20 protein-coding genes are annotated in these 25310 nt (G+C 70.8%); 18 read left to right on the plus strand and 2 right to left on the minus strand.

The window, feature by feature from the left end:
- The first annotated feature begins 16 nt into the window (after positions 1 to 16).
- The 5 genes from H6693_12120 to H6693_12140 all read left to right on the plus strand — a co-directional run bounded on the left by H6693_12120 (position 17) and on the right by H6693_12140 (position 8950).
- The gene (locus H6693_12120) at positions 17 to 967 is read left to right on the plus strand and encodes a hypothetical protein (protein ID MCB9516927.1); all 951 of its coding nucleotides are present in this window, start codon (positions 17 to 19) and stop codon (positions 965 to 967) included.
- Positions 951 to 3236: a hypothetical protein gene (locus H6693_12125; protein MCB9516928.1), complete on the plus strand. Its 2286-nt coding sequence runs from the start codon at positions 951 to 953 to the stop codon at positions 3234 to 3236. Before H6693_12120 ends, H6693_12125 begins: the two co-directional genes overlap by 17 nt.
- A complete protein-coding gene (locus H6693_12130; protein ID MCB9516929.1) occupies positions 3233 to 4789 on the plus strand; it encodes a hypothetical protein in 1557 nt (518 codons plus the stop codon). The genes H6693_12125 and H6693_12130 overlap by 4 nt, the downstream gene beginning before the upstream one ends.
- An 89-nt stretch (positions 4790 to 4878) precedes the next feature.
- Complete coding sequence (locus H6693_12135; protein ID MCB9516930.1) at positions 4879 to 6801, plus strand: T9SS type A sorting domain-containing protein; 1923 nt, start codon at positions 4879 to 4881, stop codon at positions 6799 to 6801.
- Positions 6802 to 6925: 124 nt separating this feature from the next.
- Positions 6926 to 8950: a hypothetical protein gene (locus tag H6693_12140; GenBank protein ID MCB9516931.1), complete on the plus strand. Its 2025-nt coding sequence runs from the start codon at positions 6926 to 6928 to the stop codon at positions 8948 to 8950.
- A gap of 18 nt (positions 8951 to 8968) precedes the next feature.
- Here the strand turns inward: H6693_12140 and H6693_12145 are convergent, their stop codons facing one another.
- On the minus strand, positions 8969 to 9985 hold the full coding sequence (locus H6693_12145; protein ID MCB9516932.1) for a class I SAM-dependent methyltransferase: 1017 nt from the start codon (positions 9983 to 9985) through the stop codon (positions 8969 to 8971).
- Between the two features lie 130 nt (positions 9986 to 10115).
- Here H6693_12145 and H6693_12150 point away from each other — a divergent pair, with 130 nt between their 5' ends.
- From H6693_12150 to rseP, 11 genes are all read left to right on the plus strand, one after another.
- On the plus strand, positions 10116 to 10952 hold the full coding sequence (locus H6693_12150; protein MCB9516933.1) for a sugar phosphate isomerase/epimerase: 837 nt from the start codon (positions 10116 to 10118) through the stop codon (positions 10950 to 10952).
- A 122-nt stretch (positions 10953 to 11074) separates the two neighbouring features.
- Complete coding sequence (rplM, locus tag H6693_12155; protein MCB9516934.1) at positions 11075 to 11503, plus strand: 50S ribosomal protein L13; 429 nt, start codon at positions 11075 to 11077, stop codon at positions 11501 to 11503.
- A 17-nt stretch (positions 11504 to 11520) separates the two neighbouring features.
- Positions 11521 to 11913 (plus strand): 30S ribosomal protein S9, encoded by a 393-nt coding sequence (rpsI, locus tag H6693_12160; GenBank protein MCB9516935.1) that lies wholly within the window; start codon positions 11521 to 11523, stop codon positions 11911 to 11913.
- Positions 11914 to 12016: 103 nt separating this feature from the next.
- Positions 12017 to 12889, plus strand: a complete 873-nt coding sequence (rpsB, locus tag H6693_12165; GenBank protein MCB9516936.1) for a 30S ribosomal protein S2 — start codon at positions 12017 to 12019, stop codon at positions 12887 to 12889.
- 54 nt (positions 12890 to 12943) lie between these two features.
- Positions 12944 to 13549 carry a translation elongation factor Ts gene (gene tsf, locus H6693_12170; protein MCB9516937.1) on the plus strand — a complete coding sequence of 202 codons (606 nt, stop codon included), beginning with the start codon at positions 12944 to 12946 and terminating at the stop codon, positions 13547 to 13549.
- A gap of 7 nt (positions 13550 to 13556) precedes the next feature.
- Positions 13557 to 14288 carry a UMP kinase gene (locus H6693_12175; GenBank protein ID MCB9516938.1) on the plus strand — a complete coding sequence of 244 codons (732 nt, stop codon included), beginning with the start codon at positions 13557 to 13559 and terminating at the stop codon, positions 14286 to 14288.
- Complete coding sequence (frr, locus tag H6693_12180; GenBank protein ID MCB9516939.1) at positions 14285 to 14842, plus strand: ribosome recycling factor; 558 nt, start codon at positions 14285 to 14287, stop codon at positions 14840 to 14842. The genes H6693_12175 and frr overlap by 4 nt, the downstream gene beginning before the upstream one ends.
- A gap of 9 nt (positions 14843 to 14851) precedes the next feature.
- Positions 14852 to 15589, plus strand: coding sequence for a di-trans,poly-cis-decaprenylcistransferase (gene uppS / locus H6693_12185; protein ID MCB9516940.1), 738 nt, complete (start codon positions 14852 to 14854; stop codon positions 15587 to 15589).
- Positions 15573 to 16427 carry a phosphatidate cytidylyltransferase gene (locus H6693_12190; protein ID MCB9516941.1) on the plus strand — a complete coding sequence of 285 codons (855 nt, stop codon included), beginning with the start codon at positions 15573 to 15575 and terminating at the stop codon, positions 16425 to 16427. The genes uppS and H6693_12190 overlap by 17 nt, the downstream gene beginning before the upstream one ends.
- 2 nt (positions 16428 to 16429) lie before the next feature.
- Positions 16430 to 17596 (plus strand): 1-deoxy-D-xylulose-5-phosphate reductoisomerase, encoded by a 1167-nt coding sequence (locus H6693_12195; GenBank protein ID MCB9516942.1) that lies wholly within the window; start codon positions 16430 to 16432, stop codon positions 17594 to 17596.
- Positions 17593 to 18930 (plus strand): RIP metalloprotease RseP, encoded by a 1338-nt coding sequence (rseP, locus tag H6693_12200; protein ID MCB9516943.1) that lies wholly within the window; start codon positions 17593 to 17595, stop codon positions 18928 to 18930. Before H6693_12195 ends, rseP begins: the two co-directional genes overlap by 4 nt.
- 18 nt (positions 18931 to 18948) lie before the next feature.
- Here the strand turns inward: rseP and H6693_12205 are convergent, their stop codons facing one another.
- Positions 18949 to 19308, minus strand: a complete 360-nt coding sequence (locus tag H6693_12205; protein MCB9516944.1) for a hypothetical protein — start codon at positions 19306 to 19308, stop codon at positions 18949 to 18951.
- Between the two features lie 16 nt (positions 19309 to 19324).
- On the opposite strand from H6693_12205, the gene H6693_12210 reads away from it, so the two are divergent.
- On the plus strand, positions 19325 to 21463 hold the full coding sequence (locus H6693_12210; GenBank protein ID MCB9516945.1) for a BamA/TamA family outer membrane protein: 2139 nt from the start codon (positions 19325 to 19327) through the stop codon (positions 21461 to 21463).
- On the plus strand, positions 21463 to 25308 hold the full coding sequence (locus H6693_12215; GenBank protein ID MCB9516946.1) for a translocation/assembly module TamB domain-containing protein: 3846 nt from the start codon (positions 21463 to 21465) through the stop codon (positions 25306 to 25308). The genes H6693_12210 and H6693_12215 overlap by 1 nt, the downstream gene beginning before the upstream one ends.
- Positions 25309 to 25310: the final 2 nt, after the last annotated feature.

Raw genomic sequence — 25310 nt, forward strand, 5'->3', positions numbered from 1 at the left:
GCGGAGGGCCGCGCGCATGAGCTCCTGGCGGCTTGGCCTCCTCCTGCTGGCGCTGACGGCGGCGGCCTGCGGGCTGCGGCCCGACCTGCCCAGCCAGATCCCCAACACCCAGGTGCTGGGCGACGACAGCTACGAGATCGCCTACCGCTGGCTGGTGGGGGGCGTCACCGACATGCTGGTGCACCGGAGCACGAGCATCTTCTACGTCATCCAGGACGCGGACAGCCTGAGCATCTACCCCACCTACAAGCGCGAGGACCTGGTGACGCCCGGCCACAAGCAACTCTTCCAGGGGCTGATCCAGCCCACGCTGCTGGCGGACGGCAGCGATCAGGGCTTCCGCATCTGGGTCTACGACGCGGGCGACGGCGCGGTGAAGGGCTACGACGGGGGCGAGTTCCTGGACACGCTGCAGGTCGAGGTCACGATCACCGACAGCGACTGGCAGCAGGTGGTGGCCATCGCGGCCGACGACGAGGGCCGCGTCTTCGTGGCCGACCGCGGCGGCAACCGCATCTTCCGCTATCGCATCATCGGCCAGCCGGGGGCGCTCTACGCCACCGAGGACGGCTTCCTGCCCTGGACCAGCCAGGCCGGCGGCGCGACGGTCAAGGACATCGCCTACGCGAACGGGCGCATCTACCTGCTCGACGACGGCCTCCACACCCTGCAGGTGCTGCACCCGCTGGGCGGTCCGCTGAACCCGCCGCTCTTCGACTACTACGACGACCTGCTGGACGACCCCGTCGGCCTCACGGCCGACGCCGAGCACCTCTTCGTGATCAACCGCTCGGACACCACGGTCTGGGAACTGGCCACCGACCTCACGCCCGACAGCGAACTGCGCGTGAACACGCACAGCAAGGAGATCCTGCGGGATCCGTCGGCGTTCACCGTGGTGGACGGGCGCGTCTACGTCGCCGACCCCACGCTGGGAAAGATCATCGACTATGAAAAGCGCCAGTAGCAGCCGGGGACGCACGCTTCGCCGCTGGGCCGCCGGCCTCGGCGCGCTGGCCCTCGCCGGGCTGCTGGGCGCGGGCGCGCCGGCGTCGCGGAGCCCGCACGACGCGCCGCCCGACCTCGTCATCCCGCTGGACGGCCCCTTCTGGGCCCGCCAGGACGAGGTGCTGCTGCTCGACTACGTCTTCAAGACGCAGAACGTGGGCAACCTGGCGCTGGCCGTGTCCAACCACGGCTTCCTCGGCAACAACTTCGCCGAGCGCGCCGCGTCGATGGAGTATCCCAAGGGCACCGAGGTGGACCACATGATCCGCGGCGGGCTCTGGGTGGGGGGCATCAACACCGACTTCGACACGCTCGTCACCACCGGCGTGCAGGACGGCTACTGGGGCACCTACACCCGCCCGACCGAGTGGGTGCCGGTGTCGATCCCGGCGGAGGAGCAGAGCCTGGGCTGGATCCGGGAACGCAGCACGCTGCCCACCAGCCCTTACTACGATCCGCAGCACGCCATCAGCGAGCAGGACCTGGTGACGGCCTTCCTCGACACGCTCGACCACCAGCACACGCCCGAGCAGGGCAACGCCGACAACTGGCACAGCGCGAGCGGGCTGATCGTGAACCAGGAGAGCTACGCCTGGAGCTACGAGCCGGCGGACGCCATGGTGCTCATCAAGTGGACCATCGTGCCCACGCGCACGCTGCTGGCGGCCTACTTCGGCGTCTACACCGAGATGACCAGCGGCTGGAAGGGCAAGTACCCGCTCGGCACCTGGCCGCCGGCCAGCGCGAACTGGTTCTACCACCACAACGTCTACTGGGTCGACGACATGCCCGAGTACGCCGAGCTCAGCGAGGACCCCTTCAACCTGCAGGTCGAGCACCACTGGACCTACGACGAGGGCCGCGCGCCCCAGCACGGCGGCATCAAGTTCCTGGGCGCCAAGTACAAGCCCGGCGGCGGCGAGTGGACCGAGGACGTGGGCCGCGTGGCCTGGCGCTGGTGGGACTGGGAGCCGGGCAGCTACGCGCGGGACAACGACTCCGAGAAGTACGCCATCCTCAGCGAGGACGGCGCCGACGACTGGCGCGAGATCACGCCCAGCCCGGACACCTCCGGGGACAGCCCGGTGGAGGTGCTGGACGTCGGGCCCTGGAATCTCTATCCCGGCGGCGCGGGCCAGGAGCCGGACACGCTGGTGCTCTCCTTCGCGCTGCTGGCCGGCGACAGCTTCGACGACATCGTCGAGAACGCCCTCTACGCCCAGAAGGTCTACAGCTTCAATTTCACCGTGCCCACGCCGCCCTACTCGCCGCGCGTGAAGGTCGAGACCGACCAGAAGCGCATCCGGGTGCTCTGGGCCGCCGGCCCCGAAGAGAGCGTCGACGCCGTGACGCGCGACTACGACTTCGAAGGCTATCGCGTGTACGTGGGCCGCAGCGCCGAGATCGCGTCCTTCGACCTGCTCGCCCAGGTGGACCTGGCGGAGATCCCCGCCAAGAACCCGCTCCTCGACGCCTACTTCACGCGCAGCTGGCTCGAGGACCAGGTGGGCGGCGGGCTCGACCAGGCCAGCGGCCAGGCGCTGCTCGACGGGAGCTTCCCCGGCGCCGGCTACGTCTACCACGACGGCGCGCAGGAGCCCTTCCTCGTCACCGAGCCGGATTCGGTGGGCTACAACACCGGCCTCGGCGGGGTGCTTCTCCCCGAGGACCAGTGGCAGACCGAGGTCGCCGGCGCCGACACCGTGGTCTACAAGTACGCCACCACGCTGGAACCCGTGAGCGACGGCCACCACTACTGGGTGTCGGTCACCAGCTACGACCAGGGCACGCCCGAGACGCCGAGCCTCGAAAGCGGCGTGGGACAGAACGTCGTCCACGTGGTGCCGGGGCGGAGTCCCGCCCAGGCGGCGGGTCAGCCGGTGACGGTCTTCCCCAATCCGTACCGCGGCAGCGCCGTCTGGGACCGCAACCGCGCCAACGGGCGCTACATCTGGTTCGCGGGCTTGCCCGCGCGGGCGAAGATCAAGATCTTCACCCTCGCGGGCGACGAGGTGGCCGTGATCGACTTCGACCGCGACCGCTACGACGGCGCGAACGCCGCCGGCGTGCTGGCCGCCTCGGCGGCGCCCGAGCTCTCGGGCACCATGGCGGCCTGGGATCTGCGCAGCCACAACGGTCAGCCCGTGGCCACGGGGCTCTACCTCTACTCCGTCACCGACCGCGCGAGCGGCGAGTCGCAGCAGGGCAAGTTCCTGATCCTGAAATGAGAACGTCCACGCGCATCGCACTAGGTCTCACCTTGCTCTCACTGCTGGCCGGCGCCTGCAGCGAGCAGGGCGGGCTCGGTCCGAACCAGCCGCCGCAGACCTTCCTGGTGGTGGAGGGCAGCGGGCTCAGCCCCACGCACTACCGTCAGATCCTGAGCTGGCACGGCGAGGACGCCGACGGCGAGGTCGCCCGTTACGAGTACAAGTGGGATCTGGACCCGGCCACCGGGGCCACCGACTTCGACACGAGCTGGGTGGGGGTGACGGCCCCCTTCGTCACCGCGACGCGGGACACCTTCTTCCTGCCCGTGCCGACCAGCGGGGCGGACACGCTGACCCATCGCTTCCGCATCCGCGCGGTGGACGATCAGGGGCTCGTCGATCCGGCGCCGGCCAGCGTGGAGCTGCCGGTGTTCAACCGCGCGCCGCACCTCTGGCAGGTCAGCAGCGCCGGCGACACCAGCAGCGTGATGAACCTGCCGGGGAACATCCTCCCGGTGCTGACGCTCCGCTTCAAGGTGGGCGACCCGGACAACCCCGCCGCCGACCCCCAGGACGCGCTGGCCTTCATCGACGAGATCCGCTTCTGGTTCGAGGACCCGGCCCAGACCCTGTCGGTGCCGGGCACGGACACGCTGCTCACCTTGCTCCCGGAGGATTTCGGGGACCAGGTCGGCGTGACCCGCGAGTTCCACCTGCAGGCGGTGGACAAGGGGGGCGCCGTGAGCAATGTCCTCACGGACACGGCCTTCGTGCAGGACGTCCGCCAGGCCCGGATCCTCCTCCTCGACGGCGCCGCCCAGGCCAGCGGGCAGAACACGACCATCATCGATCCCTTCTGGCGCACGAGCTTCACCGGCCTCTTCGGAGCGGGGGAGGTGCTGATCCACGACCTGGGGGCGGACGGGCCCATCGGCGCCCCGGAGAACCTTCACGCCATCTTCTCCCTCTTCGAGGCCGTCGTGTGGTACAATGGCACCGATGGCGCGCCGGTGCAGTTCACCAACGCGCCCAGCCCGAACGTGACCGCGGCCGAGGCGGGCATCCGCACCTATCTGCAGGCCGGTGGCAAGGTCCTGCTCTGCGGCTACAACATGGTGGGCGCCAGCCGTGGCGCCTACTCGGGTGGAAGCCTGTCCGTGGACTTCGAGCAGACGATCCTCGACGCGGACAGCCTCTACGCGCATCAGACCGGAACGGGCGGCGTGATGACGTCGAACTTCTGGGTCTTCGGCCCCAAGCAGTTCCAGGCCTTCGCCGCCGCGGGCACGACGCCGCTGGGGCTGCCGGCAGGCGCGCAGCTCAAGGGCATCGACCGCCTGGCGCTGAATCCGGAGGCGGTCTCCTCCGGCGAGGTGCAGGAGCTCTACCGGGTGACCGGGGACCAGACCTACCCGGCCAATCCGTTCTCGGGGGCGGTGGGGGTGCGCCGTCGTTTCGACTCCGGGGGGAAGCTCGTCTTGCTGACCTTCCCCATCAGCCTGACCTCGGCGAACGGCAACGTGCTCGCCGAGGTCGAGGGATACATGCAGGACTTTGGCGTCCTGCGCTGACAGGACGCCGGGGGCCCGCCTCGACCGCAGGGGGTCCCGCGCTTTGGACAGCTCAGCCGAATCACCGCAAGCCTAGGGGGGCGCGAACAATGAAGCGAATGAACCTGCTCCTGGCCGGGGCGCTGCTGCTCGTCGCAGCGGCGGCCCAGGCCCAGGATGTCGTCACCATCTACGATCTGCAGACCGACCTGGTCGCCGCGAACACGCTGGTCACGATCGAGGGCAAGGTCGTCACCGGCATCGACGCCGTGCCCTCGGGCTACGGCTTCTTCGTCCAGGAGCCGGCCGGCGGACAGAACAGCGGCCTCTACGTCTTCATCGGCGTCACCGCGGCGCCGGACGTGGTCATCGGCGACATCGTGGACGTGACCGGCGTCTACAACGACTACGGCGGCACCGGCACGCCGGGCAGCGGCCTCTGCGAGCTCAACCTCGCGCCCGCCTACGGCGGCGACGGCAGCTACACCGTCGTCGGCAGCGGCGCCGTGCCCACGCCCGAGCTGCTCCGCGCCTGGCAGACGTCCACGCTGAATCCCGTGGAGGCGGAGTCCTGGGAGTGCGTGCTCGTGCGTCACGAGAACGTCGAGCGCACGAACAACGACCTCGGCTTCGGCGAGTGGTTCGGCGTCGAGTTCGGCTACGTCGACAACGACTCGACCCGCTTCGACGCCGACGGCATGTACTCCGGCGCCGTGCCCCCCGTCGCGACGCAGCTGACCTCGGTCACCGGCGTGGTCAACTACACCTTCGGCGACTGGAAGGTCACGCCCCGCGGCGAGTACGACCTCGTCTACGTGGGCGTCGCGCCCGCGCCGAACCTCGACTGGGCCTGCGCGACGGGTGACGCCACCATCGACGTGCAGTTCGACCGCGAGGTCGAGGTGACCACGGCCGAGAATCCCCTGAACTACTTCCTGGACCTGGGCACGGTGTCCACGGCCAGCGTCGACGCGCTGAACAACCAGCTCGTGCACCTGACCCTCGCCGGGCCGATGACCCCCGAGATCCTGCTCAACCTCACGGTCATCGACGTCCAGAACACCGACGGCGTGCCCATGACGCCCCAGGCCACCCAGTTCTGGGGCGGCCTGAGCAGCGTGCCCTTCTCGCAGTACCCGGATGCGGGCGGCGACTCGTCCGCCGTGGCGGGTCAGGTCATCACCGTGAGGGGCGTCGTCCACAGCAAGTTCGACGTCTACGGAAACCACGTCTACATCGAGGACGTGAACTCGACCCTGCCGCTGGCGCCCTACAACGGCCTGGAGGTCTACTGCCCGGCCCTGTTGAGCGAGCTCGAGGAAGGCGACGAGGTCATCTTCGCCGACTACCAGACCGAGTACTTCAACCAGACCTCGCTGACCCAGCCCTTCCTCTACTACGAGAAGGTCTCCAGCGGCAACGCCGTGGCGGCGGCCCAGCCGATCACCATTGGCGACATGACCGACGTGTCCCTTTACGAGCCCTACGAGAGCGCGCTCGTGCGCGTGGAGAACGTGGAGGTCGTCGAGCGCGGCGGCGCCTGGAACTTCTACAACTGGTCCGTCACGCAGGACGGCCTGAACTGGCTGCACGTCGGCGACATGGGCGACTACAGCTACGTGGAGGGCCTGGGCGACTCGCTGAACATCAACGGCACGCTGCGCTACGAGTTCGGCGAGTACGTGCTGATGCCCCGCCGCGACGCGGACATCGAGATCCTCTACCAGAACCCGGTGGGCGCGGATGAGGTGCCGGCCGCGGCGCTGCTCGGCCAGAACCACCCGAACCCCTTCAACCCGAAGACGGAGATCAGCTTCAGCCTCGGCCAGGCCGGCGCGGTGAGCCTGGACGTCTTCGACGCCTCCGGCCGCAAGGTGAAGACGCTTCTGGCCCAGCCCATGCAGCAGGGCCAGCACACCGCGACCTGGAACGGCGACACCGATGCGGGAACGCCGGCGGCCAGCGGGCTGTACTTCTACCGTCTGCGCGCGAACGGCGTGGACGAGACGCGGAAGATGATGCTGCTCAAGTAAGACGCAGCAACGTTTGCACTTGGAGCCCGGCGATCGCGCGTGTGCAGCGCGGTCGCCGGGTGTTGCATCCTGCCCGGCCTCTCGGGCCGCGCGGGCGAGACGACCGATCACGTGGAGGTACGTCGTGCGCATCCGACACCTGGCGGCCCATCTTGCCCTGATCGGCGCCCTGGCGAGCGCCGTCGCCGCGCCGGCGCGCGCGGGCTTTCCGCACCCGGAAGCGCCGCGCACGGTCAACGTCTTCCTCCACACGGACGTCCCCGGCAAGGAGGCCCTGCTGTCCCAGTGGGACATGGTCATCCTGCCCTTCATGCTGCTCGACTGGGCGCCGTCGAGCCTGTCGCTGATCCGGCAGTACAACCCCGACATCATCATCCTGGTCTACATCGACCCGCTGGTGATCACGGACTCGCTGGGCCCGGACGACCTCCCCGGCACGCTGCGCTACGACCGCGTCACGACGATCGACCCCGCCTGGCTCGCCCGCACGGAGACCGGCGAGGTGATCTCGTTCTGGGAGCATTCGCAGCACGTGAACATCACGCCCGTCTGTCCGGTGGTGGGGGGCGAGCGCTACCGCGATCACTTCCTGCACTTCGTCCGCGACCGGCTCTTCCCCTACGTGGCCGACGGAACCATCGACGGCCTCTTCCTCGACGAGATGAGCGCCGGCGGCTTCCTGTGGTGGGATCCGCTCTTCGCGGGCAGCTTCGACTACAACAACAACGGCCTCGCCGACCGCAGCGAGGCCGGCATCGGCGACGAGACGCTGCTGGCCTGGCTCACCGAGAGCCAGCAGATGGTGGCCGACAGCCTGAACGCTTGGATGCCGCCGGGCTGCGTCCTCATGGGCAACAACGCCAATCCGCGCTACGACGCCCTGGAGGGCAAGCTCTTCGAATCCTATCCGAACAGCTCGAGCGAGGGCTACTTCGAGGGCACGCTCATGAACCTCGACGTGTGGAACTCGCTGGAGTTCGGGACGAACATCGTCGCCATCAACGCCGTCTATCCCTACGCCGAGGTGGGCGGCAGCCCCGACGACATGCCGCCCTTCCGCTTCCGCTTCACCTCGACGCTGCTGGGCGACAACTACTTCAGCTACGACTTCACCACCTTCGACCACTACCAGCTCACCTACTACGAGCTCTTCGACCACAACCTCGGGCTGCCCCTGGCGCCGCGCCACTCCATCGGCGAGACGCCCCTCTTCGTGGACACCTTCGAGGGCGGGGTGGGCCCCCACGTCACGCCCTTCACCCCGCACGCCAGCGTGACCGTGACCAGCGAGCCCGGCCTGGTGCTGGAGGGGGACTCCTCCCTGCTGATCACCTCGAACGCCGCCGATCCCTTCCCGACGCTGTTCTACGTCAACCCTCCGGGGGGCTGGCTGCCGGACACGCCCTACGTGCTGTCCTTCCGCTACCGCATCCTGGACACGGCGCAGCCGGAGTCGCGGCTCTTCTTCAAGAGCTCGCCGGGCGCCGCGGCCACCACCGTCTCGCCGCGCATCGAGGGCGGGGCGGAGGGGCTCTACCGCGGCACCATCCAGCTGACGTCCACGAACGACGCGGTTCGCCTGCTGACGCGCGGCGAGATGACCATGGTCATCGACTCGCTCTGCGTGGTGCAGGGCACGGGCGGGCTGCTGGCGCGCGAGTACGAGCACGGACTCGTGGTCTGCAACCCCTCCGGCTCGGGCAAGACCTTCGCCTACGATCCGCACTGGACGCTGCTGCCCGGCGACGGCCAGGCGACGGACTTCGCGGCCTGGGACAGCGCCCACAGCATCGTGATCGGCAACGAGGACGGCGTGGTCTTCGCGCGCAGCGGGACGGCCGTGGACCCGCCGCCGGCGCTGCCGGCCGGGCGCGTCACGCTGAGCGAGCCCTGGCCCAACCCGGGCAATCCGAGCTTCAGCGTCACGGTGGGGGGGACCGGCGACCAGACCGTCGCCCTGCTCCTCCACGACGTGCAGGGGCGCCGTCTGGCGCGGCTCTGGTCGGGGCGTCCCTCGGCCGGGGGCGAGACGCTGCGCTTCACGGCGGGAGAGAACGGCGTGCCGGATCTCGCGTCGGGGGTCTACATCCTGCGGGCCGCCGCGGCCTCGGGCGACGAGCAGCTGCGCCGCCTGGTGATCCTCCACTAGCGGCGCCGGCGGGTCCGTCTAGCCGGCGTCCTTGCGGATCGCCAGGATGATCTCCGGCGTGAAGTCGTGGCGCGTCACGGCGTGCGCGAGCTTGAAGGCCAGCCGCACCGCGCTGCGCTTGGGGCTGGCGCCGTTGCGCAGCACCGCGCAGCGATGCCACAGATCCGCCTGTCCCGCGATCCCCGGCAAGATGGGCTTCACCACCGCCGGGCTGCCCGCCTCGCGCGGCAGCAGGCGCAGGATGCCCCGCACCGTACCGCCCCGGATGCCGCGGCGCAGCAGCTCGGGCCAGCTGACGTCCGCCGGAAAGCGCGACGAGTAGCGCCGCGTGATGCGGTGGGCCAGTCCGTCGGGCACGTAGTTGAGCAGCGGGATGCCCGTGCTGTGCATCTCGATGGGGCAGAGCCGGTTGGGCGTCTCCTGGATGAACAGGACGCCCCCGGGCCGCAGCCGTCGCCAGAGCTGCTCCATGAGCGGACGCCGCTCGTCGGGCAGCAGGTGCTCGAAGACGGCGTTCAGCGTGATGTAATCCACCTCGCCCAGGCCGTCGGGCAGGCGATCGCCCGACGGCGAAACGTGGAAGCTGACGTTCCCGAACCCGTAGTGCCGCGCCCGCGCCTCGGCGACCCGGAGGTGCTCCGCCTCCAGGTCGATCCCCACGATCCGCGTGTCGGGCAGCCTGCGGCCGAGGATCATGGTGGACGACCCGGAGCCGCAGCCGAAGTCGAGCAGCGTTCGCCCGGCGAAGTCCTCGGGGGGCACGAAGCCGAAGACGCCCACGTCCACGTTGACGCTGGCGTAGAGGGGGTCCTCGTCCCGCGCGATCTCGTCGCAGACGTAGCCGGGGCCCTTGTGCGCGAGCAGCAGCTCGATCAGGGCGTCGGGGTAGGACGTCGTGCAGGGGCTGCCCTGGACGTGGAGCGCGGGGTCCGTCGCCGTGACCGTGATCCGCCGCCGGCCGTCCGGCAAGGGGGCGATCTTGATCCTGGCCCGGGGATGGTGTAGTTCTGTCGCTGCGTGGCCATCGGCGGACATGATCCGGCCCCCTCCCGCGGTGAGTCGTGCGCACGTGCGAAGCTGCGACTATAGCACGCGTTAGCGTCGCCGGACAACGGACCCGGGCGCCGGGCGGGCCCAGGCGCCGACGCCTACCGAAAGGGCAGCCGTGGAGCGAGTCTTTGCCAGCCTTCCGCTCGTCCTCTACCGCCGCTACGAGGCGGAGCTGGAAGGGCTGCCCTGCGGTCTCGAGCTGCTGATGGACCACGAGGCCCTGGATCCGTCCTTCGCGGCCCAGCGCGACGCCATCGCCGACGCCCTCGCGGCCCGGAGCGTCGGCTGCCGCTTCCACGCGCCCTTTCGCGACCTCACGCCGGCCGGCCACGACCCCGAGGCGGTGGGCCTGGCGCGGCGACGTCACACGGCCGCCCTGGCCGTGGCGCCGCGCTTCGGGGTGACGGGCGTCTCCGCCCACCCCGGCTGGGACCCCGGCCTCTACGGCACCGAGCACGAGCGGGGCGTCTGGCTCGAGCGGGCGACGGCCTTCTGGGCAGGGCTCGGCCCGGCCGCCGCGGCGGCCGGGGTGACGGTGGCGCTGGAGAACATCTTCGACCGCGACGCCTGGGCCCTGCGCTCGCTGCTGGCCGCGCTGCCCGCCGCGCAGTTCGGCTGGCTGCTTGACCTCGGCCACTGGCACGCCTACAGCTACGACGGCCTCATGCCCTGGCTGGAGGCGCTGGGGGAGCGGCTGGTGGCGGTGCACGTCCACGACAACGGCGGCCGCACGGACGACCACCGCGCCCTGGGCGCAGGCTCCCTGCCCGGCGACGAGGCCCTGGCGGCCCTGCGCAGCCTCCGGCGGCCCCTGGACTGGGTGCTGGAGAACCGTAGCGTGCCCGATCTGGAGACGAGCATCCGCTATCTCGCCGACAGGAGTGGTATCGCTGAACTGGAGGCGGCGGGGGCTCGATTGGAAAAGCGCGGCGCCCGCGGCGGGCGCTCTTGACACCGCCGTAACCCTTTGCTAGCTTGGGCTTTCGTTTCGTTCCACCGAACTCGCCGGAGCCATGACCCCGTGCAGCGCGCAGGGGACGCGCATGGCTGCGGCAATCCTCACTTGGAGGAAGCATGAAGACCCACGTCGCGAAGGCGGGGCAGGTCGAGGAGCGCTGGTACATCGTGGATGCGGAGGGGCAGACCCTGGGTCGGCTCGCCAGTCGCGTCGCGACGGTCATCCGCGGCAAGCACCGCCCCGACTTCACGCCCCACGTGGACATGGGCGATCACGTGATCGTCGTGAACGCCGAGAAGATCCACGTGACGGGCAACAAGCGCGGAGACAAGGTCTACACGCGCTACACGGGCTACCAGAGCGGTCTGCGGCGCACGCGCCTGGAGAACCTGCTCTCGGACAAGCCCACCGAGGTCATCTCCCACGCGGTGCGCGGCATGCTGCCCAAGAACCGCCTGGGCAGAAAGCTCTGCCGCAAGCTGCGGGTCTACGTGGGCCCGGGGCATCCGCATGCGGCGCAGCAACCCCAAACGCTTGAAATCTGAGAAGGAGTCCCGCAAGCATGGCTGATACCTACAGCGCGACCGGCCGCCGCAAGGAATCCGTGGCCCGCGTGCGCGTGATGGCTCCGGGCACGGGCAAGCAGACCGTCAACGGTCGGCCCCTGGACGCCTACTTCGGCCGCCGCAACCTCATCATCGAGGTGCGTCAGCCGCTGGAGTACGTGGACATGATGGATTCCGTGGACGTCCACGCCACCGTCGCCGGCGGCGGCATCGCCGGGCAGGCGGGCGCGGTGCGCCTGGGCATCGCCCGTGCGCTGCTGGAGAAGGACGAGGATCTGAAGAAGACGCTCCGCGGCACCGGCTGCCTCACCCGCGATCCGCGGATGAAGGAGCGCAAGAAGTACGGGCAGCCCGGCGCCCGCAAGCGTTTCCAGTTCTCGAAGCGCTAGTCGCTTCACCACTACACACACCGGTGGACCGGACGCGCAGGTCTCCCCGCGGGGAGCGCAGTCCGGGGCGAAGCCGGTGGAGGACGAACCTGCAGGAGGAACCGTGAGCTACACGATCACCATCAAGGACATGCTGGAGGCAGGGGTCCACTTCGGGCACCAGACCCGTCGCTGGAACCCCAAGATGAAGTCGTTCATCTTTGCGGAGAAGAACGGCATCTACATCGTCGACCTGCAGCAGACCCATCGCCTCGCCGCCAACGCCTACGAGAAGGTGCGCCAGGTGGCCGCCACCGGCGCCCCCGTGCTCTTCGTCGGCCCCAAGAAGCAGGCCCAGGAGACCATCCGCGAGGAAGCCCAGCGCTGCGGGCAGTTCTACGTGGTGGAGCGCTGGCTCGGCGGACTGCTCACGAACTTCAGCACCGTGCGCAAGAGCCTCGACAAGCTCGGCGACATCGAGAAGATGAAGACCGACGGGCGCATCGAGCAGTTCAGCAAGAAGGAGCGCATGCAGCTCGAGAAGACGCGGGACCGTCTGGAGCGCATGCTGGGCGGCATCCGGGGCATGGAGAAGACCCCGGGCCTCATCTTCGTGGTGGACACGGCGCAGAGCGAGATCGCGATCAAGGAGGCCAACAAGCTGCGGGTGCCCGTGGTGGCCATGGTGGACACGAACTGCGATCCCGATCACGTGGACTATCCCATTCCCGGCAACGACGACGCCATTCGCTCCATCAAGCTCTTCGCCCACATGGTGGCCGAGGCGGTCATCGAGGGCGGCGCCCAGTTCAAGGCCAAGGAGCGCGAGAGCAAGGCCATGGCCGAGAAGGCCAAGGCCGAGCAGGCATCCGACAAGGCGGCCGCCGAGCGGCCCCGCCGCAGCGCGGACAAGCCCGCCGCGGCGCGCCCGGCCGAGGCCCGCGAGCCGGAGGCTCCGGCGCCCGCGCCCGCCGGCGACACCGAACTGGACGCCTAGCTTCCACTCACAGTCACGCGATGACGCCGACGGCGCGTCGAGGAGGACACGATCATGGCCGAGATCACCGCCAAGCTGGTGAAGGACCTCCGGGAGAAGACCGGAGCGGGGATGATGGACTGCAAGAAGGCGCTGGCCGTCAGCGACGGTGATTACGAGAAGGCCGTCGACTACCTGCGCACGAAGGGCCTCGCCGACGCCAAGAAGAAGTCGGGCCGCGCCACCAAGGAGGGCCTCGTGTTCTCCTACATCCACCCCGGCGGCAAGGTGGGCGTGCTGGTGGAGATCGCCTGCGAGACGGACTTCGTCGCCCGCACCGACAACTTCCAGGACTTCTGCAAGAACGTGGCGATGCAGGTGGCCGCGGCCGCGCCCGTGGCCGTGGACCGCGACGGCCTCGACCCGGCGCTGGTGGCGCACGAGCGCGCGATCGCCGAGCAGCAGGCCAAGGAGTCGGGCAAGCCGGAGAACATCATCCAGAAGATTGTCGACGGTCGCATGGACAAGTACTATGGCGAGGTGTGCCTGCTGGAGCAGGCCTTCGTCAAGGACCCCGGGATGACCGTGAAGAACCTGCTGGATTCCACCATCGGCAGCCTGGGCGAGAACATGGCCATTCGTCGATTCGCCCGGTTCCAGCTGGGCGAGGAGCTGTCCTGAGCGCCGCATGCCAGAGACCGTCTACCAGCGCGTCGTCCTGAAGCTGAGCGGTGAGGCCCTCGCGGGCGAGGGCGGCATCGGACTCGACTTCCCACGGGTGCGCTCACTGGCCCGTGACCTGGGCGCGCTGACGCGGCTGGGGACGGAGCTGCTGCTCGTCATCGGCGGCGGCAACCTGCTGCGGGGCCGCTCGGCCCGCGAGAGCGGCGTGCCGCCGGTCCAGGCCGACCGCATCGGAATGCTGGGCACCGTGATGAACGCCCTCGCGCTGAGCGCCGCGCTCGACGCCGAGGGCGTCCCCGTGCTGGCCCTGAACGCCACGCCGCTGGAGCCCTTCGCGGCGCTCTACACCCCGGAGCGCGCGCGCGCGGCGCTGGCCGACGGCAAGGTGGTCATCGCGGCCGGCGGCATCGGGCAGCCCTTCTTCTCCACCGACACCACCGCCGCCCTGCGCGCGGTGGAGGTCGAGGCCGACTGCCTGCTCAAGGCGACCACCGTGGACGGCGTCTTCTCCGGCGACCCCCGCAAGGATCCGCAGGCCGTGCGACTGCCCCGCCTGAGCTACGACGAGGTCCTGGAGCGGCAGCTGGCCGTCATGGACGCCACCGCCTTCGCGCTCTGCCGCGAGCACGCGGTACCGGTGCGCGTCTTCAACTTCATGGAACCCGGGGCGCTGGAGCGCGTGCTCAAGGGCGAGCCCCTCGGCAGCCTGGTCAGCGAGAAGGAGCGCCAACGATGAACGACCCTCTGCTCACCGACGTCGAAGACCGCATGAGCAAGACCGTCCGCAGCACCGAGCACGAGTTCACGCAGATCCGTGCGGGCCGCGCGAGCACGGGGCTGCTGGATTCCATCCGCGTGGACTACTACGGCACGCCCACGCCGCTGAATCAGGTGGCCACGCTGGCGGTGCCGGAGGCGCGGCTCATCACCATCTCCCCCTGGGAGAAGAGCATGCTGGCCGTGATCGAGAAGGCGATTCTCGCGGCCAACATCGGCCTGACGCCCAACAACGACGGCAACGTGCTGCGCATCAACATTCCCGCCCTCACGGAGGAGCGGCGCAAGGAGCTGGTCAAGCGCGTCAAGCAGCTCGCCGAGGAGGGCCGCGTGGCCGTGCGCAACGTGCGCCGCAGCGGCATCGAGCAGGCCAAGCAGGAGCAGAAGGACCAGGCGATGACGGAGGACGACCTCAAGCGCGTCTCCGACGAGATCCAGAAGCTCACGGACCGCTTCGTGGGCGAGATCGACCAGTCCCTGGAGAAGAAGATCACCGAGATCATGGAAGTCTGAGGACGCCGCATGGCGGAGACCCTCAAGCGTCAGATCCTCGAGCAGGGCGGTCCGCCGACCCACGTGGCCGTGATCATGGACGGCAACGGCCGCTGGGCGCGCAAGCGCCTGCTTCCCCGCACCATGGGCCACCGCGAAGGCCGCAAGGCCGTGCGCCGCACGGTCGAGGCCGCCGCGGAGCTGGGCGTCGGGCACCTCACGCTCTTCACCTTCTCCATGGAGAACTGGCGCCGCCCGGGCGCCGAGGTGAAGGCGCTGATGGAGTTCCTCGAGGACGTCCTCGAGCACGAGTTCGACGAGCTCGACCGCAACGGCATCCGCCTCTCCAGCATGGGCCGGCTCGAGCTGCTGCCGCCGCGCACCCTGGCGACCCTGCGGCGCGCCGAGGAGCGACTGGCCAAGAACACGGGCATGGAGCTGGTGCTCGCGCTGAGCTACGGCGGGCGCGCGGAGATCGTCGACGCCGCCCGCGCCGTGGCCGCCGCCATCGCGCGCGGCGAGCTGGCCGCCGCCGACCTCGACGAGGACGTCTTCGCCCGCCACCTCTACCTGCCGGCCCTGCCGCCCGTTGACCTCCTGATCCGCACCAGCGGCGAGCAGCGCATCAGCAACTTCTGCCTCTGGCAGCTGGCCTACGCCGAGATCCACATCACGCCGGTGCTGTGGCCCGACTTCGACGCGGAGCACCTCTACCGCGCCATCCTCGACTACCAGAGCCGGGAGCGCCGCTTTGGCAAAGTCACCTGAGGGCGGGCTCCGGCTGCCCGCCCTGGGCCGTCGCCTGCTGGCGGCGGCCGTGCTGGTGCCGCTGGTGGTGTGGATCGTCCTCCAGGGCGGCTGGCTCTTCCTCGGCTTCAACGCGCTGTGGATGCTCCGTCTCGCCTGGGAGTTCGGCGCCATGCGCAAGGCGCGTGGCCGCCGCCACGGCGGCGCGCTCTTCGGCGCGATGGTGCTCGCCCTGCTGGCCGCCTTCCGCTGGAGCGGCCTGTCCATGGGGCTCGCGCTCTACGTGCTCATGGCCCTGGCGCTCTTCGGCTTCGAGGCGCTGCGCGGGCGCATCGAGGGCGCCACCGACCGCGCGGGGGAGAAGCTGCTCATCCTCTTCTACCTCGGTCTGCTGCCCAGCCACTGGGCGCTGCTGCGCGAACTGCCGCTCGAGGCGGGGCTGCCCTACATCGCCGGCGGGCACTGGTTCCTCTTCGCGGCCGGCGTCACCTGGCTGGGGGACACCTTCGCCTACTTCGTGGGCAGCGTCTGGGGCCGCCACTCGCTCCGCTCGCCGGTGAGCCCGCGCAAGTCGGTGGAGGGCGTGCTGGGTGGCCTCGGCGGCGCGGTGCTGAGCGCGTGGGTGCTGGCGCCCTACTGGGCGCGCTTCCTCTCGCCCTGGCAGATCGTGGTGGTGGGGCTCCTGCTCTCCGCGGCGGGGCAGCTCGGAGATCTCTTCGAGTCCTTGCTCAAGCGCGACAGCGCGATCAAGGACAGCGGGAGCATCCTGCCCGGCCACGGCGGCTTCCTGGACCGCGTGGACAGCATGCTCTTCTCCATCCCCGTCTTCTACTACCTCCTCCACTGGGCTATCCTCTGACCATGAAGCGCGTTGCTCTCTACGGCGCCTCCGGCAGCATCGGGGGCAGCACCCTCACGGTGCTTCGCGACCGCCCCGGCGACTTCGCCCTGGTGGCGCTCAGCGTGCACACGGGCACGGCCGCGCTGGCCGACTGGATCGCCGAGTTCGCGCCCGCGCGGGTGATGATCACCGACCCCCACGCCCGCGAGCGCTGGCGCGGCGCGCATCCCGCGCTGGCCGCGCGCTGCCTCCTGCCCGCGGGGGCGCCGCCCGACGCGCTGCTGGCTGACGACGTGGACGTCGCCCTCAACGGCGTGCTCGGCTTCGCGGGACTCGCCGTCACCCTGGCCGTGCTGGAGCGCGGGCTGGACCTGGCCCTGGCCAACAAGGAGTCGCTGGTCTGCGGCGGCGCGCCCCTGGCGCGCGCCCGGGCGGCGAGCGCCGGCCGCCTGCTGCCGGTGGACAGCGAGCACAGCGCGGTCTTCCAGCTGCTGGAGGGGCGCTCGCTCGAACAGGTGCGACGGGTCTGGCTCACCGCCTCGGGCGGCCCCTTCCGCACCCTGGACCTCGCCGCGCTGGACAGCGTGACGCCCGCGCAGGCGCTGGACCATCCCACCTGGTCCATGGGCCCCAAGATCACCGTGGACTCGGCGACGCTCATGAACAAGGGCTTCGAGGTGATCGAGGCCGCGCAGCTCTTCGGGATCGAGGCGGCGCGGATCGGCGTGCTGGTCCATCCCAGCTCGACGGCTCACGCGCTGGTGGAGCTCGCCGACCGCTCGCTGCTCTGCCAGCTGGCGGCGCCGGACATGAAGCAGCCCATCCTGCTCGCGCTCAGCCATCCCGCGCGGCCCGCGGCCGACTACGGGCGTCTGGATCTGGAGCGCCCCTTGCGACTGGACTTCGAACCCGTGGACTCCCGGCGATTCCCCGCGGTGGGACTCGCGCTGTCCGCCCTCGCCGCCGGCGGGACGGCCCCGCTGGCCCTCAACGCCGCCGACGAGGTGGCCGTGGCCGCCTTCCTCGAGGGTCGGCTGCCCTTCACCGGCATCGTGGCCGTGGCCGAGGACGTCCTCGCGGCCGGCGGCTGGGAACCGGCCGCGGACTTCGCGGCTTTAGTCGAGGCGGACGCCCGCGCCCGGCGCCTGGCGGGGGAGCTGGCTCGCGCCAAGGAAAGGACCCCATGATCACAGTGCTCCTCGCCTTCGTCTTCACCCTGGGCGTGGTGATTCTCGTCCACGAGCTCGGGCACTTCCTGGCCGCGCGTTCGGTGGGGATCCACGTGCACCGCTTCTCGATCGGTCTCGGTCCGGTGCTGCTGCGCTGGCGCGGGCTGGGCACCGAGTGGGCGCTGTCGCTCTTGCCCTTCGGCGGCTACGTCAAGATGGCCGGCATGCTGGAGTCGGTGGGCGAGGGCGAGACGCCGCCCGAGGAGGCGGACCTGCCCGCCGACGTCCTCTATCGCAACAAGCCCATCATCGCGCGGCTCTGGGCGATCGTCGCGGGGCCGCTGGCGAACCTGGTGCTGGCCGTGGTGCTCATGACCGGCGTGTTCTACGTGCAGGGCTTTCCCATCGTGCCGGACGTCTACCTGGACACGCCGCCCGCGGGCACGCCCGCGGCGCTGGCGGGCGTGGAGCGCGGCGACGAGGTCACGGCCGTGAACGGCGCGCCGGTGGCCAACTGGAACGAGTTCGCCACGACCCTGGGCGACGGCGGCGAAGGCAGCTATCGCCTCACGGTGCGTCGCGACGGCCAGCCCGTGGAGCTGGACCTCACGCTCACCAGCACTGACGGCCAGTTCGATCCCACGGGGCTCGGGGCGCTCTACGACAACCGCGTGGGCCGCGTGCTCAAGGACGGCCCCGCCGACCGCCTGGGGCTCACGCAGGGCGACCGCATCGTGGAGCTCGACGGCAAGCCCGTCCGCTTCTTCGACGAGATCGCCAGCACCGTGAACGCCAGCGCGGGCAAGCCGCTGGAGATCGCCTGGGAGCACGAGGGCCAGCGGATGACCGGCAGCATCACGCCGGAGAAGGCGCAGGTGCCCGACCCGGCGGACGAGGACAAGGTGATCGAGGCCGGGCGCATCTACTTCGAGCCCTACAGCGAGGGCACCGAGCGGATCGGCCTGGCGGAGGCCGTGAAGGTGGGGACGCTGCAGGTCGTCTTCACCGGGCGCAAGACGCTGGAGTGGGTGGGCAAGCAGGTCACCTTCCGCGGCAGCAAGGACGCCGTGGGCGGGCCCGTGCTCATCGCCAAGGTGGCCGGCGAGATGGCCCGCTGGGGCTGGGATCGCCTGCTCACCTTCGTCGCCTTCTTCAGCACGCAGCTCTGCCTGCTCAACCTGCTGCCCGTGCCCGTGCTCGACGGCGGCCACGTGGTCTTCCTGCTGCTGGAAGCGGTGGGATTGCCCCTGCGCGAACAGCTGAGGATGCGCCTCACCATGGCGGGCATGGTCCTGCTGATGGGGCTGATGTTCCTGATCCTGCTGCTGGACATCGGGCGCGTGCTGCCCTAGGCGGCGCGCGCCGGGGGCTCAACCGCCGCGCGGGGGAGCGCTCTCCATGATCTGCTTGCGCCGGACGATCTCCTCGAAGATCACCGGCCAGCGCGTGGGGTCCTTCGCGCTGATGTCCGCGGCCACCCCCTCGAGGGAGTCGGCGGGAAAGCTGTCCGCGAGCTGGTTGAAGCGGGCGTCCGCGAGGGAATCTCCCGCCGCCGCGAGCTGGCGGGCCTCCACCAGGCGCAGGTACTGCTGGACGAAGAACTCCTCGCGCGGGCTGAGGACGGCGGCGCCGCCGCCGCCCTGACCGCGCTGGCCGCAGGCGCCCAGGCCGAGCGACGCGGCCAGCAGCAGTGAAGCGGCGAGAAAGATAAGGACAGCGCGCGCGGGCATGGATAACACTCGCCTCATGTCTGGTGGAGCCCTTTCGACGACCCTCGCCGGACCCGCCGCGGCCCCCGCTGCGGTCGATGCCGCGGGAGTCTACGCGAGGCCGCCGGGCCTGTCAAAGCCCGCGCGCCGGCCCGCGCTCCGCCTGCGCGTGGGGGCGCTGCTCGCCCTCGTCCTGGGCTGCCTGCTCCCCGTGCGCGCGGCCGGGCAGGACGCCGGCGGCGAGGAGGGGCGGCCCGCCATCGGGCACATCACCCTCGACGGCAACCGCACCTTCTCCGACGGCGAGCTCAAGGCGCTCATGCGCACGCGCGAGCCGCGGCTGCTCCAGTTCACCGGCCACCCGCGCTACGTGCGCGACTGGCTGCGCAGCGACCTGGCCACCCTCGAGGCCTTCTACCATCGGGCGGGCTTCTACGAGGTCAGCGTCAGCTCCCTGCGCGAGGGCGACATCGTCTACGACCCCGAGCAGGGGAGCGTGGACATCAGCATCCACGTGGACGAGGGCAAGCGGCGCTACCTGCGCGCGCTGTCGATCACACCCTATCTCGGCGAGGCCGAGCGCGGCCTCCGCCGGCGCCTGGCCGCCCAGCCCGGGCAGCCCTTCGATCCCGAGGCCCCGGCCATGGATCACTTCCGCATCCTGCGGGCGCTGCAGGAGCAGGGCCACTTCGCCGGACGCGTGGAGCACGCGATCACCGTGGTGCCCACCGCCTCGCACGCGAGCCGCGATTCGGTGGACCTGGAGTACCGCGTGGATCAGGGGCCGCCGGCCCTGCTGGCCGGCCAGCGCCTGGAGGGCAACACGCTGGACGACGCGCTCATCCAGCGCGAGCTGACCCTGAAGGTGGGCGGGCCGCTCAAGCTGGACGCGATCCTGACCAGCAAGCAGAACCTGCTCGACAGCGGCTACTTCCGCGCCGTGGACTACCGGCTGGAGCCGGTGGACTCCACCGCCGGGCCCCGCCGCGAAGGCGAGGAGGAGGCGCTGCGGCTGGTCTGGATCTTCCGCGAGCGCAAGATGGCGACCGTCGAGACCGGCGTGGGTCTCGGCTCGGTGGACGGACTGCGCCTCCTCGGCGGCTGGACCCATCGCAACCTGCTCGACCTGGGGCAGCGCGTGTCGCTGCAGGCCAACTTCTCGCTGAAGGACGACCGCGACGGCCGCTTCGGCTTCAGCTACGAGCGGGAGTCGCTGGACTGGCGCTTCCTGGACATCGTGCGCCTGCGCGCGCGGCTGGGCCTGACGCTCTTCCGCGAGAAGGACTACGAGAGCGAGAGCGGCGCGTTCAGCCTGGAGACGCGGGCGATCCGGCTGAGCGCGGCGCGACGCGTCGACCCGGTCACCGTGATGCGGCTGCGCCAGCAGTTCGACTTCCTCTACCAGCGGCGCATCGTGGACCTGCCGCTGGCGGAGTACCAGCCCACCTACAACACGCGGTCCATCTCGCTGATTCTCGACCGCGACACCCGCGACCACTTCTTCAACCCCAGTCGCGGCGGGCACTCCTGGTCGAGCTACGAGCTCGCCGGCGGCGTTCAGGGCGGCGACCACAGCTTCCAGCGCCTGCAGCTCAACCTCACGCGTCACCGGCGGCTGAGCGGCGAGGGCATCGTGGCGTCGCGCATCTTCCTCGGCGGCGTCTGGCCCTACGGAAAGAGCCGCACGGAGCAGCTGGCCGGCGTGCCGGCCGACGGCGTGCCCTTTCAGGAGCGCTTCTACTGCGGCGGCGGCGCCACCGTGCGCGGCTACGACGAGAACAGCCTCGGCCCGCGCATCAACCCCGAGGACAGCGATCTCACGCCCGAGGTGCCGGGGCAGAGCCTGCCGGACTACATCCTCGGCGGACGCTACATGCTCGTGGCGAACCTCGAGTGGCGCTTCCCGCTGAGCCTCTTCGGCCGCAGCAGCTTCGGGGGCGTGCTCTTCTTCGACGGCGGCGGCGACTGGGAGAGCCTCGAGGACATCGCCATCGCGCGCGCCCTGCCCTGGCAGGCGGGCGAGCGCAACGACACGCGGCGCGTCTTCTACGGGCTGGGCGCGGGACTGCGCTATCTCACGCCCATCACGGTGATCCGCGTGGACTTCGGCCTGCCGCTGCAGAACCTCACCGACAAGGGCGGCCGCTGGCACCTCAGCCTGGGGCACACCTTCTGATGCGTCGGCACGTTCGCAACTCCACCCTGGCGGCCCTCGCGCTCTTCCTGCTGATCCTGGTGGGCGCGCTGCTCTTCGTCTCGCGCAACAACCCGTGGCTCGCCGAGCGGGTGGCGGCCATCGTGACGCGCAACCTGCTCCAGGCCCGCGGCTACAGCTTGCATCTGGCGGGCATCGAGGGCCGCCTGCCGGGCGAGCTGGTCCTCCACGGGCTGCGCGTGAGCTACGAGGGCCCGGGGCACGCGCCCTTCGACCTGTTCACCGCGGGGCGCGTGGCCCTGCGCTTCGCGCCCACGAGCCTGCTGCGCGGCGGCTTCCAGGGCGAGTGGCTGGAGCTCGAGAACGGCGTCCTGCGCGCCTACCCGGTGGAGGCCGAGGGCTGGGCCTATCCCGGCTTCGACAGCCCCGCCGGCGAGCGCAGCCAGGTGCAGGTGGCGGTGGACCAGGCCGTCTTCGACCAGCTCCTCATCCTGCGCGAGACGCCCGCGGGACGCGACACGCTGCGCCTCGGCCAGGGCGCCTTCAGCCTGTTCCGCAACAGCGACGGCACCTCCCTCGATCTGCAGCGCCTCACGCTGGAGCGACCCGGCCGGCCGACCCTGCACGCGGCGGGCCTGTTCATCCTGCGCGAGGGCGGCCGGCTCACCGTCGCGGGGGTGGACCTCAACCTGCCCGAGTCGCGCCTCGAGCTGCGCGGCGACCTGGCGCTGGCCGAGCCGCGGCGGCTGGACGTGGACATCAGCGTCAATCCCGCGCGGCTTCGCGAGCTGGCCGAGGCCGCCGACGCCGAGCTGGACACGGACAGCTACCTGCGCGGCACGGTGCACGTGGGGGGCAGCCCCGACAGCCTGCTGCTCGCCGGCCAGCTGAGCGGCGAGCTCTACGACTTCGCGCTCGACAGCGTCAGCTGCCGCGGCCTCTACACCGACGGCCGCTTCCACTTCTCGCTGCTGCGCGGCCGGGTGAACGAGAGCGCCGTGGACGGCGCCGCCTCCTTCACCCTGCCCCTCTTCGGCCGCGAGTTCGGCTACAGCGCCGACACCCGGCTCGAGCATCTCGACCTGGCGACGTTCTTCGGCAGCGGTCTCGTCACCGATCTCAGCGGCCGCCTGCACGCCGAGGACCCCGGCGGCGACGGCCGCTTCCGCTTCACCCTGGGCCCCGGCACGCTGGACCGCTACCCCTTCGCCGAGGCCGAGGGGCGCGCGGGGCTGCGCGGCGACAGCCTGCGCCTCATGGACGTCACGCTGCAGGATCGCGGGCTGGACGTCACCGTGGACGGCGTCATCCGCCCCGCCGCCGACAGCCTCGATCTGGCCATCGAGGCGCGGAGCGACGGCGCGCGGCTGACGGGCGTCTTCGCGGGAGACAGCCTCCTGACGGGGCGCGTTGAGCTGAGCGGCCGCTTCGCCGGCCCCGCGCCGGCGCCGGCGCTGTCGCTGGACGGGCGCTTCGAGGACCTGAGCTACCTGGGCGCCCACTGGCAGCGCGGGCGCTTCACGCTGCGCGGCGACGCGCTCGAACTCGCGCCCCTGGCGATCCACGCCGAGGGCGACAGCCTCCTCTGGCTGGGCGTCGAGGCCGACCGCTACTTCGTCGAGGCCAGCCTGCTGGGCGACTCGCTGCGCCTGCGCCAGATCTCCCTGGACGCGCCGGACGCGGCCGCGGACCTGGGCGGCAGCGTGGACCTGGCGCTCCTGCCGCCGCGGCTCACGCTCGATCGCGCCTGGCTGCGCTGGCTGGGGGTGGAGTGGCTCAACGACCGGCGGCTGCGCGTGGACCTCGGCGATCCGCCGGCCATCGGTCCCGTGCACTGGCAGTCGGAGCAGGGCGGCGTGGACCTCCGCTGGAACCGGCCCGAGAGCGGGCCGGATCGTCTGCGCCTGGACGCCCTGGACCTGGCGCAGCTCGGCCCCTGGCTGCCCGCGCGGCTGGGGCTGGCGGGCCGGCTCAGCGGCGACGTCGAGCGCCAGCCCGACGGCAGCCTCGTCGCCCGCGGCGCGCTGTCCTCGCTCGTCCTCGACGGCGAGGCGGCCGGCCACGCCGAATTCGCGCTGCGCTGGCTGGGGGACAGCCTCGCGGTGGACAGCCTGCGCTGGGAGCCGTCGCCGGGCCGCAGCCTGCGGGTGACCGGCGGACTCGCCGGACTTCCCGACGTGGCGGACGGCCCCGGCGCCCTGGCCCAGCTGGCGCCGGAGCGGCTCGTGGCCGACCTCGACGTCCAGGCCGACCGCTTCCCGCTGGAGCGGCTCACCCGCCTCTGGCCGGCGAGCGCGTTCATCCGCGGCAGCCTGAGCGGCGACCTGGCGGTGGACGGGCCGCTGAGCGACCCCGCCGTCCACTCCGAGGCCCGCCTCGACAGCGCGGCCTTCTGGGCCCTGGGACTGGATCGCCTGGGCTGGACCGCGCACCTCGAGAACGGACAGCTGCGCGTGGCGCACCTCGATCTGGCGCGGGGCGCGAGCCGGCTGGACGGCTGGCTCACCCTGCCGCTGACGCTCCGACTCGCCGACGGCCGGGGCGAGGCCACGCTGCGCGCGGACGGTCCCCTGGACGGCGACCTGCACCTGCAGGCCGACGGCGCCGACCTGCTCGGCGCCTGGGATCTGCTGGCCGAGGCGGGCGGCCGCCTGGAAGGGGACATCACGCTGGCGGGCACCGTGGCCGACCCGCAGCCCACCGGCTATCTGCGCCTCCGGGACGGCACGCTGCGCTTCGCGGGCTGGGAGGAGCGGCTCAGCGAGCTCAGCGCGGATGGTCTCGTTCGCGGCGGCACGCTGGAGATCCTGTCGATGCACTCGCGCGAGGGCATCCAGTGGTCGCGCTTCAAGGAGGGCGAGCTCTCGGGCCAGGGCTGGCTCACCTGGCTCGGCCCCTTCCGCTACGGCATGAGCGCGGACTTCGCGCGTTGCTCCTTCGGCACGCTACCCTTCTTCACGGGGCTCGTGAGCGGCCACCTGGACCTCAGCACCTGGGAGGAGGAGGACGTCCCGCCGCATCCCTACCTCGAGGGCGACATCGAGGTGCACGAAGGCACGCTGAGCTACTCCTTCCAGGACGTGGCCGAGACCGCCGGCCCCACCGTGGCGCCGGTGCTCAGCTACGACCTGCGCGTGCGCGCGGAGCAGAACCTGATGCTCGTCAACGACGAGGCGAACCTGGAGCTGTCCGGCGAACTGGAGCTGATCAACACGCCGTCGGGCCAGGACGTCAGCGGCGAGCTGCAGACCCTGCGCGGCTACTACCTCGTCTTCGGGACCAAGTTCTACCTGATCCAGGGCGATCTGGACTTCAGCAGCGCGGCGGACATCAATCCGAAGATCGACATCCTGGCCGAGGCCAGGAACCGGGACGACCGGATTCAGATTCACATCACCAACACCTTCGCGGAGCCCACGGTGGACGTGGTGAGCGAGCAGGGCTACGGGCGCGAGGACGTGCTGCGCATCCTCATGGGCCTGCCCGTGGGCGCGGAGGAGGGCGCGAGCGGCGCGGCCGGCACGGTCGTTGCGGGGCGCGTGGAGGCCGAGCTGCTGAACCGGCTGGAGCGCATGGTGTCGGGCGAACTGGCCGGCCTGGTGGACTTCGGGCTGGAGAACCGCAATCTTGCCGGGGCAGGCGAGATCGAGACGCGCTGGCGCATCGGGCGCTACCTGCCCGGCGGGTTCTACATCAGCTACAACCAGGGGCTGAGCCTGGACTCGGACCGGGAAGTGGGCCTGGACTACCGGCTCTACAACCGGCTCTATCTGCACTCCGAAGTGGTCAACCGCGGCGGGCAGTTCGCCGACGAGGGCTTGATCAACGAGTACAACGTGGACATCCGCTTCCGCTACGAGTACTAGTC

The organism is Candidatus Latescibacterota bacterium, from assembly GCA_020633725.1.
In the GTDB taxonomy this organism is placed as follows: domain Bacteria; phylum Krumholzibacteriota; class Krumholzibacteriia; order JACNKJ01; family JACNKJ01; genus VGXI01.